This is a genomic window from Streptomyces sp. ADI96-02 (assembly GCF_003846185.1).
In the GTDB taxonomy this organism is placed as follows: domain Bacteria; phylum Actinomycetota; class Actinomycetes; order Streptomycetales; family Streptomycetaceae; genus Streptomyces.
The window spans coordinates 1048019-1060691 of record NZ_ML123034.1; the positions used below are offsets into that span (position 1 = coordinate 1048019).

Below are 12673 nucleotides of genomic sequence, written 5' to 3' on the forward strand. Positions count from 1 at the left end.
CCCGGGCCCTAGACGGGCGGCCAGGGAATCGGCGGCCACTGACCGCTCGGCCGCGGGTGCTCCCCGTCCTTGAGCAGACCCGCCACCCGCTCCCGCAGCGCCTCCAGCTCGGCCGCCGTGATGAGTTGCGCCATCCGGGTGGCGAGGGCGGAGTCGGGCGCCAGTGCGGCGGAGAGCTCGGTGAGCACGCTCAGCGCCTCCCCGGTCAGCGGCTCGCCGGCCCAGCCCCACAGCAGGGTGCGCAGTTTGTCGTCGGCGTTGAAGGTGACGCCGTGGTCGATGCCGTAGAGGAGTCCGCCGGGTGCGGGCAGCAGGTGGCCCCCCTTGCGGTCGCCGTTGTTGATGACCGCGTCCAGGACCGAGAGCCGCCGGAGCCGGGGGTCGTCCGCGTGGACCAGCAGCGCGGTCCCGCCCTCCCCCACCTCGGCGAGGCCCACGGCCTTCCAGCCCTCGCCGGCCTCCTCGCCCTCGACGAGCGCCAGCAGCGGCGGCTCGCCCTCGGCCGCGTCGATCCAGAGCTGGCACATGCCCTCGCCGTACGGCCCGTCCCGCAGGACGGTGGGCGGCACCAGGTCCCAGCCGGTCGCCCGGGAGACCTCGTACGCGGCGACCTCGCGTCGGGCGAGCGTGCCGTCGGGGAAGTCCCACAGCGGCCGTTCCCCGGCGACGGGCTTGTAGACGCAGGTCCTCTCCTCGCCGTCGTACGCCACGGTGCAGTGCAGTACCGCGTTGGACGCCCCGCCGACCTGCCCGAGCACGGTGAGCGCGCCCTCGGTGAGCAGGGTGAGCAGTTCGCTCTCCGTCAGGCTCCGCGGCGGTATCCGTTCTGGCGCGGGCATACGTGTCCTTCCGGATCGAGCGGCAGGCTGCACAGCGGGCACGGCGGGCGGCCCGCGTTGACCACCTCCAGGGCGCGCTTGGCGAAGGCGCGGGCCTGGGGGCCGCTGAGCCGGACGCGGAGCATCGGCGGGCCGTTCTCCTCGTCCTGGAGGAGCTTCTCCTCGGCCTCGGCGAGGTCGTCCTCGGACTCCGCTTCGAGTTCGACGAGCGCCTGCGCCTCGACGATCATGCGCTGCTCGTCCCCGTCCCAGGCCAGGGCCATGGTGCCGACCCGGAACTCCTCCTCGACGGGGACGTCCAGCGGCGCGGTGTCGGCGACGTCCGTGGGAGCCACGGCGGGCACCGGCGAGTTGCCCCCGGTACGGCGTACCACCTCGTCGAGCAGTTCGTCGATGCGCTCGGCCAGCGCGGCGACCTGGGTCTTCTCCAGGGCGACGCTGGTGACGCGGCCCTTGGAGGACGCCTGAAGGAAAAACGTACGGCGGCCAGGCAACCCGACCGTACCGGCCACGAATCGGTCCGGTGGGTCGTAGAGGAACACCTGACGGGACACGTCCTGTCTCCCTTGAGAATCGATGGCGGATAGCGGCGCTACGGCCCGTCCACCCTACTGCCCGCAGCGATCACGGCGCGCCCGCGCCGCCGCCGACCGTCGCGTCCGCCGAGGCGTCGCTCCCCTCCGAGGGCGTGGCGTCCGCTCCGACGGACTGCTCGCGCGGCGCCAGGGAGGCGAGGTCGCCCGTGTCGCCCAGCCGCAGGAGGAAGGGGCGCAGCCGGGTGTAGCGGATGGCGGTGACCGAGCAGGGGTCGGCGTGCAGGCGCTGGAAGAGGTCCAGGTGCATGCCGAGGGCGTCGGCGACGAGGGCCTTGATGATGTCGCCGTGCGAGCACATCACGTAGGCGGCGTCGGCGCCGTGCGCGGCCTCGACGCGGACGTTCCAGTCGCGTACGGCCTCGACGGCGCGGGCCTGCATGGCCCGCATGGACTCGCCGCCGGGGAAGGCGGCGGCCGAGGGGTGCTGCTGGACGACGGACATCAGCGGGTCGTCGGCGAGTTCGGCGAGCTTGCGGCCGGACCAGTCGCCGTAGTCGCACTCGCTGACCCGGTCCTCGATGTGCAGGGGCAGGCCGGGGCGGGAGTCCAGCAGCGGCTGGAGCGTCTGGCGGCAGCGCTCCAGGGGACTGCTGACGGCGACGGAGAGGTGCAGGGCGGCGAGCCGTGCGGGCAGCGCGGCGGCCTGCTCGGCTCCGCGTTCGTCGAGGGAGACACCGGGGGTGCGGCCGGCGAGCACTCCGGAGGTGTTGGCGGTGGAGCGTCCGTGGCGCACAAGGATCAGCGTGGGCATACCGGCCAGCGTAGAGGGCAGGGCGAAGGTGCACGGCGGACGCCGGCAGGGAAGAATGCCCGCCGTGATCGTGGACTGTGCCATCTACCGGGGCGGGCGCCGCACTGACGGCCCCGCCGACTTCTCCGACGCCCTCGACCAGGCGCGGGCCGACGGGGACGCGTTCCTGTGGATCGGGCTGCACGAGCCGACCGCGAAGGAGTTCGAACTCGTCAGCAGCGAGTTCGGGCTGCACCCGCTCGCGGTGGAGGACGCGCTCAGGGCCCATCAGCGGCCCAAGCTGGAGGTCTACGACGACTCCCTGTTCGCGGTGATCAAGCCGATCCTGTACGAGCCGGAGAGCGACACGGTCAGCGCCGACGAGCTGATGGTCTTCATGGGCGACTCGTTCGTCGTGACGGTCCGGCACGGCGAGGGCGCGCCGCTGGCGGCCGTGCGCCGCCGGCTGGAGGCGGATCCGGATCTGCTGAAGCACGGTCCGACCGCGGTGCTGTACGCGATCAGCGACGCGGTGGTGGACCACTACATCGACGTGGCCGGGGAGCTCCAGGCCGACCTGGAGGAGCTGGAGACACAGGTCTTCGCGCCGAGCGGAACGGGCGACTCCAAGAACACCGCGGCCCGGATCTACACCTTCAAGCGGCAGGTGCTGGAGTTCCGCCGGGCCGCGGGCCCGCTGACCGTGCCGATGTCCCGGCTGGCGGGCGCGGGGGTGCCCTTCGTCCGCGAACAGGCGCAGCCGTTCTTCCGCGACGTGGCCGATCACCTGACCCGGGCCAACGAGCAGGTGGAGGGGCTGGACCGGCTGCTCTCGGACATCCTCGCGGCCCATCTGGCGCAGATGGGCGTGCGCCAGAACGACGACATGCGCAAGATCTCCGCGTGGGCCGCCATGGCGGCGGTGCCGACGATGGTCGCGGGCATCTACGGCATGAACTTCGACCACATGCCGGAGCTGCACTGGGTGTGGACCTATCCGGCCGTCGTCGCCCTGATGGGCTGCGCGGTCTTCGGCCTGTACCGCCTGTTCAAGCGGCGCGGATGGCTCTGAGGGCCGCCCTCAGGCGTACTCGGGCTCCGGTACGGCCGGGCTGCCGAGCGGGTCGCGGTGGCGCGGCGTCTCCAGGCTGACCATGCGCCGCCAGCCGAAGAGCCGCTCGTACGTGTGAATCGCGTGGATTCCGGCGGCGAGCGCCGCGGCCTTGGGCCGGGGCCAGCGCAGCAGGCGGCCCATGTGGTCCATCACCGCGAGGCTCACGTCGCGGTAGACGCTGATCTCGGCGAGCGCGCACTCCCGCATGATCCGCTGGATCGTCCGGCCGTGCCCGGCCCGGGCCAGGCGGAGCAGTTCCTCGTGGCAGTAGGCGAGATGGTTGTCCTCGTCGTGGGAGATCATCTTCACCGCGCGGCCGATGTCGGGGTGGTCGGCGAAGTAGCGGCGCAGCAGCCGCATCTGCTCGGAGGCCCGCTGCTCGGTGACCCGGCTGTGGGCCAGATAGGTCATGATGTCGCGCTCGGTGAGCCGCTCCTCGCGCCGGAGCCGGGTGTGGGCGAGGCCGATGCCCTGGCGTTCCAGGAGCATCGTGTAGTCGGTCTCCGGCGGCACGTCCACGGGCCGCAGGCCGCGCCTCTTCAGCAGGGCGTTGAAGATCCGGCCGTGCTTGTCCTCGTCGGCGCCGTGCCGGACGATCCTGGGGGCCAGGCGGCCGAGGCTCTGCGGGACGAGCGCGGCGATGCGGGCGTTCTCCCAGCCGCCCTGGGACTCACCGCTGGCGGCGATGGAGCAGAAGAGCCGGTATGCCTCGTCGTCGTCCAGGATCTCCTGGAACAGGCTTCTGGCTGAGAGCATGAGTGCCACCTCCGTACCGATGAGCGCGGACCGATGAGCGCAGAGCCGGGTGCCGCGGAGCCGGGTGCCGCAGAGCAGTAGTCAAATGCGCTGCGGGACAGTCGGCAACCGGAGCGGTGGAAAGAGGCGGCGGTCGACAGGGCGGCGGCGGGCGGCGGAGCCGGACGGCCGCGCGGTCCGGCGTGAGCGCGCCGCCCGGCCGGCGCGTTCTTCCCGGTGACGGCGAGGTGGGGCCCGGGAGGATTCCCGGCACCCCACCACGGCCGCCGGTGGCCGTCATGCCAGTCCGGAGCGCTCCAGGGCGTCCGTGCCGGCGCGCAGTGCGGTGATCCGCTCCTCCAGGGTGAATCCGGCCGGGGCGAGGGTGAGCGTGGTGACTCCGGCGGCGGCGTACGCCTGCATCCGCTCGGCGATGCGCTCGACCGGGCCGAGCAGCGTCGTCTGGTCGATCAGCCGGTGCGGCACCGCGGCGGCGGCTCCGGCCTTGTCGCCGCCCAGGTACTTGTCCTGGATCTCGGCGGCCTCCTTCTCGTATCCCATGCGCTGGGCGAGCTGGTTGTAGAAGTTCTGCTTCCGGCTGCCCATGCCGCCGACGTACAGCGCGGTGTAGGGGCGGAACATGTCGGCGAGACCGTTCACGTCGTCGCCGACGGCGAGCGGCAGCGTCGGGCAGACGTCGAAGCCGTCCATGCTCTTCCCGGCCTTCTCGCGGCCCGCGCGCAGGTGCTTGACGGCGGTGTCCTCCAGGTGGTCGGCGGAGGGGAAGATCAGCAGGGCGCCGTCGGCGATCTCGCCGGTCTGCTCCAGGTTCTTCGGGCCGATCGCGGCGATGTAGAGCGGGATGTGCTCGCGCTGCGGGTGGACGGTGAGCTTGATCGGCTTGCCCGGCCCGTCGGGCAGCGGAAGCGTCCAGTGCTGCCCCTCGTACGCGAGGCGCTCGCGGCTCATCGCCTTGCGGACGATCTCGACGTACTCGCGGGTGCGGGCCAGCGGCTTGTCGAACTTCACGCCGTACCAGCCCTCGGAGACCTGCGGGCCGGAGACTCCGAGGCCGAGCCGGAACCGGCCGCCGGACAGCGAGTCGAGGGTGGCGGCCGTCATCGCCGTCATGGCGGGCTGCCGGGCGGGGATCTGCATGATCGCGGAGCCGATGTCGATGGACTCGGTCTGCGCCGCGACCCAGGTCAGCACGGTGGGCGCGTCCGATCCGTACGCCTCGGCGGCCCAGCAGACGTCGTAGCCGAGCCGGTCGGCCTCCTGGGCGACGGCGAGGTTGTCGCCGTCCATTCCCGCGCCCCAGTAACCGAGATTGATGCCGAGCCGCATAGCCGCTCCCCTTACTGATCAGTAACGTCCCTTCCTCCGGACTCTAGCGCGGGCGGCGGCGATCCGGCAGGCCCACCAGGGCTCCGGTTGTCCACAGGCCCCCACCGGGCGGGGCCCCGGCCAGTAATCTCAGCGCCCATGGAGCAGAGGCATCTCGGCCGCACCGGCCTTCGCGTGTCCCGGATCGGGCTCGGCACCCTGACCTGGGGCGGGGGCACGGACGAGCACGACGCCGCCGACCAGTTGAAGGTCTTCTGGGACGCGGGCGGCACCCTGGTGGACACCGCCGACGTGTACGGCGGCGGTGAGGCCGAGTACCTGCTCGGGCGGTTCCTCGACTCCCTGGTGCCGCGCCAGGACCTGGTCATCGCCACGAAGGCGGGCAACGTGCCCGACCCCTCCCGGCGGTTCGACGGATCGCGCGGCCACCTGCTGGCCGCGCTGGACGCCTCCCTGGAACGGCTCGGCACGGATCACGTGGACCTGTGGCAGGTCCACGCGTTCGATCCGGCGACGCCCCTGGAGGAGACCCTTCAGGCGGTGGACCTGGCCGTCTCCTCCGGACGCGTCCGCTACGCGGGAGTGTCGAACTTCTGCGGTTGGCAGCTGGCCAAGGCCGCCACCTGGCAGCTCGCCGCCCCGGGCACACGCACCCGGCTGGCCAGTACGCAGATGGAGTACTCGCTGCTCCAGCGCGGCATCGAGCGCGAGGTACTGCCCGCCGCGCTGGACCTGGGCGTCGGTCTGCTGCCCTCCTCACCCCTGGGACGCGGGGTGCTGACGGGGAAGTACCGCCAGGGCACCCCGTCGGACTCCCGAGGCGCCTCCGAGCGCTTCGCCCCGTTCGTCGAGCCCTACCTCGACGAGGCGGCGGCCCGGATCACCGACGCGGTGGCGACGGCGGCGGACGGCCTGGCGACCGGTGCGCTCCAGGTGGCGCTCGCCTGGGTCCGGGACCGGCCGGGCGTGGTCGCCCCGATCGTCGGGGCGCGCAACGCCGGTCAGCTCGCGGAGGCTTTGTCAGTGGAGGCGCTTAGTCTTCCCTACGAGATCTGCCAGGCGCTCGACGACGTGTCGGCGCCCGTGCACCGCTATCCCGACCAGGACTGGAGCACGCTGTGACTGCGCTTCCCCGAGGGGAATCGACCCCCGGCACTTCGGCCGCCGACGGCGACGGCGGCGGCGCGCCGGAGGACGCCGTGCCCCCGCCCGCCGCCCAGGCCCTTCCCGAGCGCGCCGCGGCGCCGGAGGCTCCGGACGAGCCGCAGGAGCACCGGGAGCCCGAGGTGCCGGAAGCGCCGGAAGCCGTGCGGGGTGGAGACGACGGCGCGGCGACCGGTGACGCGGCGACGGACGAGGCGTCGGCGGACGGCGGAGCGGCCGAGAGCGGGGCGGCGGACGGCGGAGCCGAGGGCGGGGCGCTCTCCGAGGCCCAGGCGGAGCTGGCGGCCCAGCGCGAGCTGCGCGAGCGGATCGAGAAGCGCAAGGCGGAGAAGGCCGCGCCCATCGCCGCCGGGACGAAGCTGAGCGGCACCGCCGCCGATCTGCTCGCGGCCGTACGGGCGGTGGAGAGCGGTGAGAAGGCGGGGACGGCGTTCTACGACTCGCCCAGCGCTCCCCCGCCGCCCCGCCGGCCCGCCCCGGCCCCGCAGAGCCGGGGCCACGCCCCGGTGGCCGCGCCCGCCGCGCCGCCCCTCTCGCCCGGGGCTGCGGACGCGGTGCGCTCGGTGCTGGCGGAGGGCGGCGCGCCCGAGGCGCTGGCCCGCCCGGCCGCCGGGACGCTGGGCGAGGGTGCCGCTGAGCTGCTGCGCGCGGACCCCTGGCAGCTGCTCGCCGTGGCGGGTGTGCGGCCCGAGCAGGCGGACGGTTTCGCCCGCGCCCTGCTGGGCTCCGCGTGCGGACCGGACGACGCGCGCAGGACTGCGGCCCTGGTCGCCTGGGTGCTGGAGCACGCGGCGCTGCGCGGCGATACGGCGCTGGACGCCTCGGCCGTCCGGTCGGCCCTCGCCGAGCGGGCCGTCGCCGACCCGGACGGGGCCGTGCGGGACGCCGTCGAGGAGGGCGTCGCGCTGGTCTTCCAGGAGGGGACCGGTCCCGCCGGGCCGGACGCCCCCGCCGAGGAGGACGTCTCGGCCGAGGGCTCCGCCGAGGCAGCCGCCGGTGAGACGGAGGAGCCGGTCCAGGTGCTGCTGGGGCTGGACCGCTACGCACTGGCCGAGGAGAGCCTGGCCGACGGTCTGGCCCGCCTCCTCACCACCTGCGAGAAGGCCGCCGGGCTGGCCGACGCGGCCACCGCAGCCCCGTCCCCCTCGGCCGCCGAGCTGATCCGCGCCGCGGCGGGCGCGGGACTCGTCGCGCACAGCGGCGGTGAGGCGGCGCGGGCGGAGCCGGCGGCCCTGATCGCGGCGGCACGGGGGCTCGGGCTGCGGGCGCTGGGGGCCACCCACAGCGAGGACGGCCGGCTCAGGCTGGCGGCGGCCACGGGAGACCCGGACGCCGCCGTCACCCTGGCCGGGCTGCTCTCCGGGACCGAGGGCCCCGGCCGCGACGAGGACGGCGCGCTCGCCCTCGATCTGCTCGTCGTGCTCGACGCCCCGCAGCTGGACGTGGAGGGGGCCGCGATCCTGGTCGAGGCGTTGGCCGACGGGACCCGGCTGGTGCTCAGCGGGGACCCCGCCGTGCTGGGCTCGGCCGGAGCCGGTCGCGTGTTCGCCGACGTGCTGGCCGCCCGCGCGTGCCCGCAGGCCGTCTCGCGCACCCCGGACCCGGGGCCGATCGGCGAGCTGGTCTCCGGCATCGGCGTCGGTGAGCTGAACGGGGTCGAGGCCCCGGGCAGGGAGGTGGTGATCGTCCCCGTGCGCGACGCGGGCGAGGCGGTCCACCGCACCGTGCAGCTGGTGGCCGACTCGGTGCCCCGGGCGTTCGGCATCCCCGCCGCCGACACCCAGGTCATCACGGTCGGACACGGCGGTCCGGCCGGTACCAGGGCGTTGAACGACGCGCTGAAGCAGCGGCTCAACCCCGGGCCGGGGCGGTTCGGCGGCTTCGATCCGGGCGACCGCGTCGTGCACGTCCCCTCGCCGGGGCGGGCGGTGCCCGGAGTGGTGCGCTCGGCCGACGCCGAGGGCCTGCACCTGGAGTGCGCGGGCGGGCCCGTCGTCGTACCGCAGGAGCGGGTGGAGTCGGCGGTGCGGCACGGCTGGGCCCTCAGCGCCCATCAGGCGGCGGGGATGCGCTGGCCCGCCGCGGTGGTCGTGCTGCCGGGCGACGCCGCGCAGGGGCTCAGCCGACCGTGGGTGTACACGGCGTTCGGCCGCGGGGAGCGGCATCTCTCCGTGGTGCACGGGGTGGACCGGGCGCTTCCGCACGCGGTGGCCGAGGTCCCGGCCCGGGAGCGGACGACCCGGCTGCGCAGGCTGCTGGAGGCGCTGGTGGCGCCGGACGCCGCGCCCTGAGCCCCGCGGCCGGAAGGACGGCGGGACCCGGGCGCGTGCGCCGCACCCGGGTCCCGCCGTCCCGCCGCTGGTCAGCCGCCGTCCGCCAGCCGTTCGTCGGCGTCCTCGTCGGCCTCCTCGTCGAAGACCGCGCTGACGTCGAAGCGGCACACCACCCGCTCGGGGTCGGCGTCCTCGAAGGGCGCTCCGAGCCATTCACCGGGCTCCGCCAGAGCGTCCCCGGCCGAGACCCAGAGGGTGGAGTCGCCCTCCTCCAGCCCGAATTCCTTGTGCCGCGAGGCGATCTCGTCCGGCTCGTACTCCCCGAAGAGCATCCCGAGCGCCGCGTGGACGCTGCCGCCGACCACCGCGGAGGTGGAGCCCTCGATACCCGGCCCGCCGTCGAGGTCGGCGAGCCGCTGGGCCTGGGCGAGCAGGCGCTGCGGTTCCACGACGGCGTAGTCGCGCCGGATCAGCACACTGAGCGCGCTGGGCTCCGCCGGGCCGGCGTAGGGCGGCAGGGAGTCGTCGGCGCCGGGAATCTCGAAGGGGGTGACCTCGTCGTAGCGGTCGTAGAGGAGTTCGTCGTAGACCTCGGCCGCAGCGGCCAGTGAGTTGAAGACTTCGTAGACGGCGGGATCGTCGTCCCCGGTACGCCGTTCGACCGCGTCGAGGTGACGGTCGATCGCGGCTTTGACCGCTTCGGCGGCGGCACGTACCTCGGCAGCGGTGGGCTGCGCAGCATCAGACATAGTGCAGACGCTATCCGTACCGGGGCTCTGCCCGCACAATAGATGCGATGCCGGAATACGAATTCATCGACGTGTACGTGCCGCGCGGGGTGTCCCGCAAGGAAGCGGCCCGACTCCTGACCGACCACGCCGAGTACGGGCACTGGGAGCTGGACCGCCTGACGCTGCGCCTCGACGGCAGCAGGAGAGTGCGGCTGCGCCGGCGGATCATCCGCCAGCTTCGAGCCACCTGGTGACGGGGAGCGGGCCCCGCGGTCGCGGAGCCCGCTCGTCTTCGTCCTGCTGCGGGCGCTCGGGTCAGGCCGCGCTGCGCGAACGGCGGTAGAGCACCGATCCCATACCGGCCAGCAGCATCCCGGCGCCGGCTGGGATGAGCAGGTCGAGCCCGCCCGCACCGGTCTGCGCGAGCTGCTGCTCGGGCACGGTCCGGGGCTCGGGCCGGTTCGGCTCGGGCGGCTGGTCGACCGGCGGGATGACCGGCTTCTCCGGCGTGACGGGCGGCACCACCGGCACCTCGGGCGGCGGGGGCGTCACCTCGGCGTCGTTGGCGCAGTCGTTGCCGAAGGCGGGGTTCAGCAGGCCGCCGATGGTGACGCTGTTCCCGCAGACGTTCACGGGCACGTCGATGGGCACGGCGACGTTGTTGCCGGAGAGGATGCCGGGCGAACCCTGAGCGATCCCTTGCGCGGAGGCGCCGGGGGTGCCGGAGTCGCTGGTGGCGCCGGTGGCGCGGTGGCGTCCCGTTCCGGCCGCGGAGCGCCCGTCCGTCGCCGACACGTTCCCGGCGTGCGCGCCGTTGCCGGAGCCGCTGTCGGCGGTGCGGTGCTCCGCCGCGGACCCCCGCGCCGCATCTGCTGATCCGTTTCCGCAGTTGTTTCCGCTCGTCGGGTTGAGCAGTCCGCCGACGCTGACGGAGTTGCCGCAGACGTTGACCGGCACGTCGATCGGGATCTGGACCGAGTTGCCGGACAGCAAGCCCGGCGAGCCGGCCGCGGCGCCGGCCGCCCCGGCGTCGGCGTGGGCGTAGCCGCCGCCGAGCGCCAGTACCCCGCCCGCCGCCGCCATGGTGATCAGGCCTTTACGAGTGACCTGTCGCATAGGTTCGTTTCCTGCCTTCTGCCTTTCGAAAAACCCCCGGACATGACCGTGCGAGGGCCGAATGCCGAACGGTCCCGGAGTGCATGGCGTGCACTCCGGGACCGGCCGAGCTCAAACCCTTACGGGTTGACGTTCAACGTCACGCGTTGACGCAGGTGTTGCCGAAGGTGGGGTTCAGCAGACCGATCACGGAGACGGTGTTGCCGCACAGGTTCACCGGGACGTGGACCGGGACCTGGATGACGTTGCCGGAGAGCACGCCGGGGCTGCCGATGGCAGCACCCTGGGCGCCCGCGTCGGCGGAGGCCATGCCCGCACCCGCGAGAACGAGGCCACCGGTAGCAGCCGCAACTGCGACGACCTTCTTGATCATTATTCCTCCTAGTTGGAAATGCGGTCCCAGCCGCGGACCGCAACCCTTGTAACGAGGAGGGCTGGGCGGGGCTACGTGTGAACGGGGCGTTTCACTCGTTCGGTCATCTGCGCACAGGCGGTCGAATTGCGCCGGCCGTCAGGAGTGGTCGATGAACCGGTCGAGCACCCGCACACCGAACTGGAGGCCGTCGACCGGCACCCGCTCGTCGACACCGTGGAACATCCCGGCGAAGTCCAGCTCGGGCGGCAGCTTCAGCGGCGCGAAGCCGAAGCCGCGGATGCCCAGGTCGTCGAAGGACTTGGCGTCGGTGCCGGCCGAGAGCATGTACGGCACGGCGCGGGCGATCGGGTCCTCGGCGACCAGCGCGGTCTGCATGGCGTCCACCAGCGCGCCGTCGAAGGTGGTCTCCAGCGCCTTGTCCGCGTGCACGTCCTCGCGCCGGACGTTGGGGCCGAGGATCCGGTCCAGGTCGGCGAGGAACTCCTCCTCGTACCCCGGCAGGTAGCGGCCGTCGACGTGGGCCGTCGCCTGGCCGGGGATGACGTTGACCTTGTAGCCCGCGCCGAGCTGGGTGGGGTTGGCGGTGTTCTGGAGGGAGGCGCCGATGAGCTTGGCGATGCCGCCGAGCTTGGCGAGCGTCTCGTCCATGTTCTCCGGGTCCAGCTCGGTGCCCAGCGCGTCCGAGAGCTCGTCCAGGAAGTGCCGGAGCGTCTTGGTGACGCGCACCGGGAACTTGTGCCGGCCCAGCCGCCCGACCGCCTCGGACAGCTCGGTGATGGCGTTGTCCTTGTGGATCATCGATCCGTGCCCGGCGGTGCCGTCCACGGTGAGCTTCATCCAGTGCATGCCCTTCTGGGCCGTCTCCACCAGGTACAGGCGCAGGTTCTCGTTGACGGTGAAGGAGAAGCCGCCGACCTCGCTGATCGCCTCGGTGACGCCCTCGAAGAGCTCGGGGTGGTGGTCCACGAGGTAGCGGGCCCCGTAGGTGCCGCCGGCCTCCTCGTCGGCGAGGAAGGCGAGCACGATGTCGCGCGGGGGCTTGCGACCGGTGCGCATGCGCTCGCGGACGACGGCGAGGGTCATCGCGTCCATGTCCTTCATGTCGACCGCGCCCCGCCCCCAGACGCAGCCGTCGGCGATCTCCCCGGAGAACGGGTCGTGCGTCCAGTCCGCGGCGTTGGCCGGGACGACGTCGGTGTGCCCGTGGATGAGCAGGGCGGGGCGGGAGGGGTCCTCGCCCTCGATCCGGGCGACGGTGGAGGCCCGCCCCTTGTGGGACTCGAAGATCCGCGGCTCCAGACCGACCTCCGCGAGCTTCTCCGCGACGTACTCGGCCGCGCGCCGCTCGCCGGGGCCGGAGTGGTCGCCGTAGTTGCTGGTGTCGATCCGGATCAGGTCGCGACAGAGGTCCACGACCTCCCTCTCGGCGTCGCCGCCGCCGACGGTCCGGCCCGTGCTGCTCTCGCTCACGCTGCTTCCTTCCGCTGTCGCTGTGGTGCTCGGCCTCATCCTCCCGCGCCCGCCGCCCGCGCCCAAGGCCGCACACCGGCCGGCACACCCCCGTCACCCACCGTTCCCGGCCATCGGGGCGTGATCGAGCACCCTCGAATGTTTGCTATGGTTTTCCACGTCGGAACGGGCCGGGCCCGCGA

General features: G+C 73.4%; 13 protein-coding genes. 4 read left to right on the forward strand and 9 right to left on the reverse strand.

Annotated features, from left to right (window positions below):
• Positions 1-8 precede the first annotated feature (8 nt).
• The 3 genes from EES43_RS04535 to EES43_RS04545 all read right to left on the reverse strand — a co-directional run bounded on the left by EES43_RS04535 (position 9) and on the right by EES43_RS04545 (position 2186).
• Entirely contained in the window at positions 9-839 is an 831-nt protein-coding gene (locus EES43_RS04535) for an SCO1664 family protein (protein WP_124267479.1), read from the reverse strand.
• The gene (locus EES43_RS04540) at positions 803-1393 is read right to left on the reverse strand and encodes a DUF3090 domain-containing protein (protein ID WP_124267480.1); all 591 of its coding nucleotides are present in this window, start codon (positions 1391-1393) and stop codon (positions 803-805) included. Before EES43_RS04540 ends, EES43_RS04535 begins: the two co-directional genes overlap by 37 nt.
• Positions 1394-1463: 70 nt before the next feature.
• A complete protein-coding gene (locus EES43_RS04545; RefSeq protein ID WP_124267481.1) occupies positions 1464-2186 on the reverse strand; it encodes a histidine phosphatase family protein in 723 nt (240 codons plus the stop codon).
• A 55-nt stretch (positions 2187-2241) separates the two neighbouring features.
• Here EES43_RS04545 and corA point away from each other — a divergent pair, with 55 nt between their 5' ends.
• Positions 2242-3237, forward strand: coding sequence for a magnesium/cobalt transporter CorA (corA, locus tag EES43_RS04550; protein WP_124267482.1), 996 nt, complete (start codon positions 2242-2244; stop codon positions 3235-3237).
• Positions 3238-3246: 9 nt separating this feature from the next.
• Here the strand turns inward: corA and EES43_RS04555 are convergent, their stop codons facing one another.
• Together EES43_RS04555 and EES43_RS04560 are read right to left on the reverse strand one after the other, a co-directional pair.
• Positions 3247-4035: a ferritin-like domain-containing protein gene (locus tag EES43_RS04555; protein ID WP_124267483.1), complete on the reverse strand. Its 789-nt coding sequence runs from the start codon at positions 4033-4035 to the stop codon at positions 3247-3249.
• A 276-nt stretch (positions 4036-4311) separates the two neighbouring features.
• Complete coding sequence (locus tag EES43_RS04560; protein ID WP_124267484.1) at positions 4312-5361, reverse strand: LLM class F420-dependent oxidoreductase; 1050 nt, start codon at positions 5359-5361, stop codon at positions 4312-4314.
• Positions 5362-5499: 138 nt separating this feature from the next.
• Here EES43_RS04560 and EES43_RS04565 point away from each other — a divergent pair, with 138 nt between their 5' ends.
• Both EES43_RS04565 and EES43_RS04570 read left to right on the forward strand, forming a co-directional pair.
• Positions 5500-6483 (forward strand): aldo/keto reductase, encoded by a 984-nt coding sequence (locus EES43_RS04565; RefSeq protein ID WP_124267485.1) that lies wholly within the window; start codon positions 5500-5502, stop codon positions 6481-6483.
• The gene (locus EES43_RS04570; protein ID WP_124267486.1) at positions 6480-8816 is read left to right on the forward strand and encodes a helix-hairpin-helix domain-containing protein; all 2337 of its coding nucleotides are present in this window, start codon (positions 6480-6482) and stop codon (positions 8814-8816) included. Before EES43_RS04565 ends, EES43_RS04570 begins: the two co-directional genes overlap by 4 nt.
• A 71-nt stretch (positions 8817-8887) precedes the next feature.
• On the opposite strand, the gene EES43_RS04575 is transcribed toward EES43_RS04570, so the two are convergent.
• Positions 8888-9547, reverse strand: coding sequence for a hypothetical protein (locus EES43_RS04575; RefSeq protein WP_124267487.1), 660 nt, complete (start codon positions 9545-9547; stop codon positions 8888-8890).
• A gap of 47 nt (positions 9548-9594) precedes the next feature.
• Between EES43_RS04575 and EES43_RS04580 the strand changes: the two genes are divergently transcribed.
• The gene (locus EES43_RS04580; RefSeq protein WP_014157168.1) at positions 9595-9783 is read left to right on the forward strand and encodes a DUF5703 family protein; all 189 of its coding nucleotides are present in this window, start codon (positions 9595-9597) and stop codon (positions 9781-9783) included.
• 61 nt (positions 9784-9844) lie between these two features.
• Here EES43_RS04580 and EES43_RS04585 read toward each other — a convergent pair whose 3' ends face one another.
• From EES43_RS04585 to EES43_RS04595, 3 genes are all read right to left on the reverse strand, one after another.
• Complete coding sequence (locus EES43_RS04585) at positions 9845-10645, reverse strand: chaplin (RefSeq protein WP_124267488.1); 801 nt, start codon at positions 10643-10645, stop codon at positions 9845-9847.
• A gap of 139 nt (positions 10646-10784) precedes the next feature.
• Complete coding sequence (locus EES43_RS04590) at positions 10785-11018, reverse strand: chaplin (protein ID WP_124267489.1); 234 nt, start codon at positions 11016-11018, stop codon at positions 10785-10787.
• Between the two features lie 138 nt (positions 11019-11156).
• Positions 11157-12491, reverse strand: coding sequence for a M20/M25/M40 family metallo-hydrolase (locus EES43_RS04595; protein ID WP_124267490.1), 1335 nt, complete (start codon positions 12489-12491; stop codon positions 11157-11159).
• Between the last annotated feature and the right edge of the window lie 182 nt (positions 12492-12673).

Bases quoted from the DNA above. Each gene is read 5' to 3' on its own strand.
- EES43_RS04575 (WP_124267487.1), bottom strand. From the start codon at position 9,547: ATGTCTGATGCTGCGCAGCCCACCGCTGCCGAGGTACGTGCCGCCGCC.
- EES43_RS04585 (WP_124267488.1), bottom strand. From the start codon at position 10,645: ATGCGACAGGTCACTCGTAAAGGCCTGATCACCATGGCGGCGGCGGGC.
- corA (WP_124267482.1), top strand. From the start codon at position 2,242: ATGCCCGCCGTGATCGTGGACTGTGCCATCTACCGGGGCGGGCGCCGC.
- EES43_RS04565 (WP_124267485.1), top strand. From the start codon at position 5,500: ATGGAGCAGAGGCATCTCGGCCGCACCGGCCTTCGCGTGTCCCGGATC.
- EES43_RS04545 (WP_124267481.1), bottom strand. From the start codon at position 2,186: ATGCCCACGCTGATCCTTGTGCGCCACGGACGCTCCACCGCCAACACC.
- EES43_RS04580 (WP_014157168.1), top strand. From the start codon at position 9,595: ATGCCGGAATACGAATTCATCGACGTGTACGTGCCGCGCGGGGTGTCC.
- EES43_RS04535 (WP_124267479.1), bottom strand. From the start codon at position 839: ATGCCCGCGCCAGAACGGATACCGCCGCGGAGCCTGACGGAGAGCGAA.
- EES43_RS04590 (WP_124267489.1), bottom strand. From the start codon at position 11,018: ATGATCAAGAAGGTCGTCGCAGTTGCGGCTGCTACCGGTGGCCTCGTT.
- EES43_RS04560 (WP_124267484.1), bottom strand. From the start codon at position 5,361: ATGCGGCTCGGCATCAATCTCGGTTACTGGGGCGCGGGAATGGACGGC.
- EES43_RS04555 (WP_124267483.1), bottom strand. From the start codon at position 4,035: ATGCTCTCAGCCAGAAGCCTGTTCCAGGAGATCCTGGACGACGACGAG.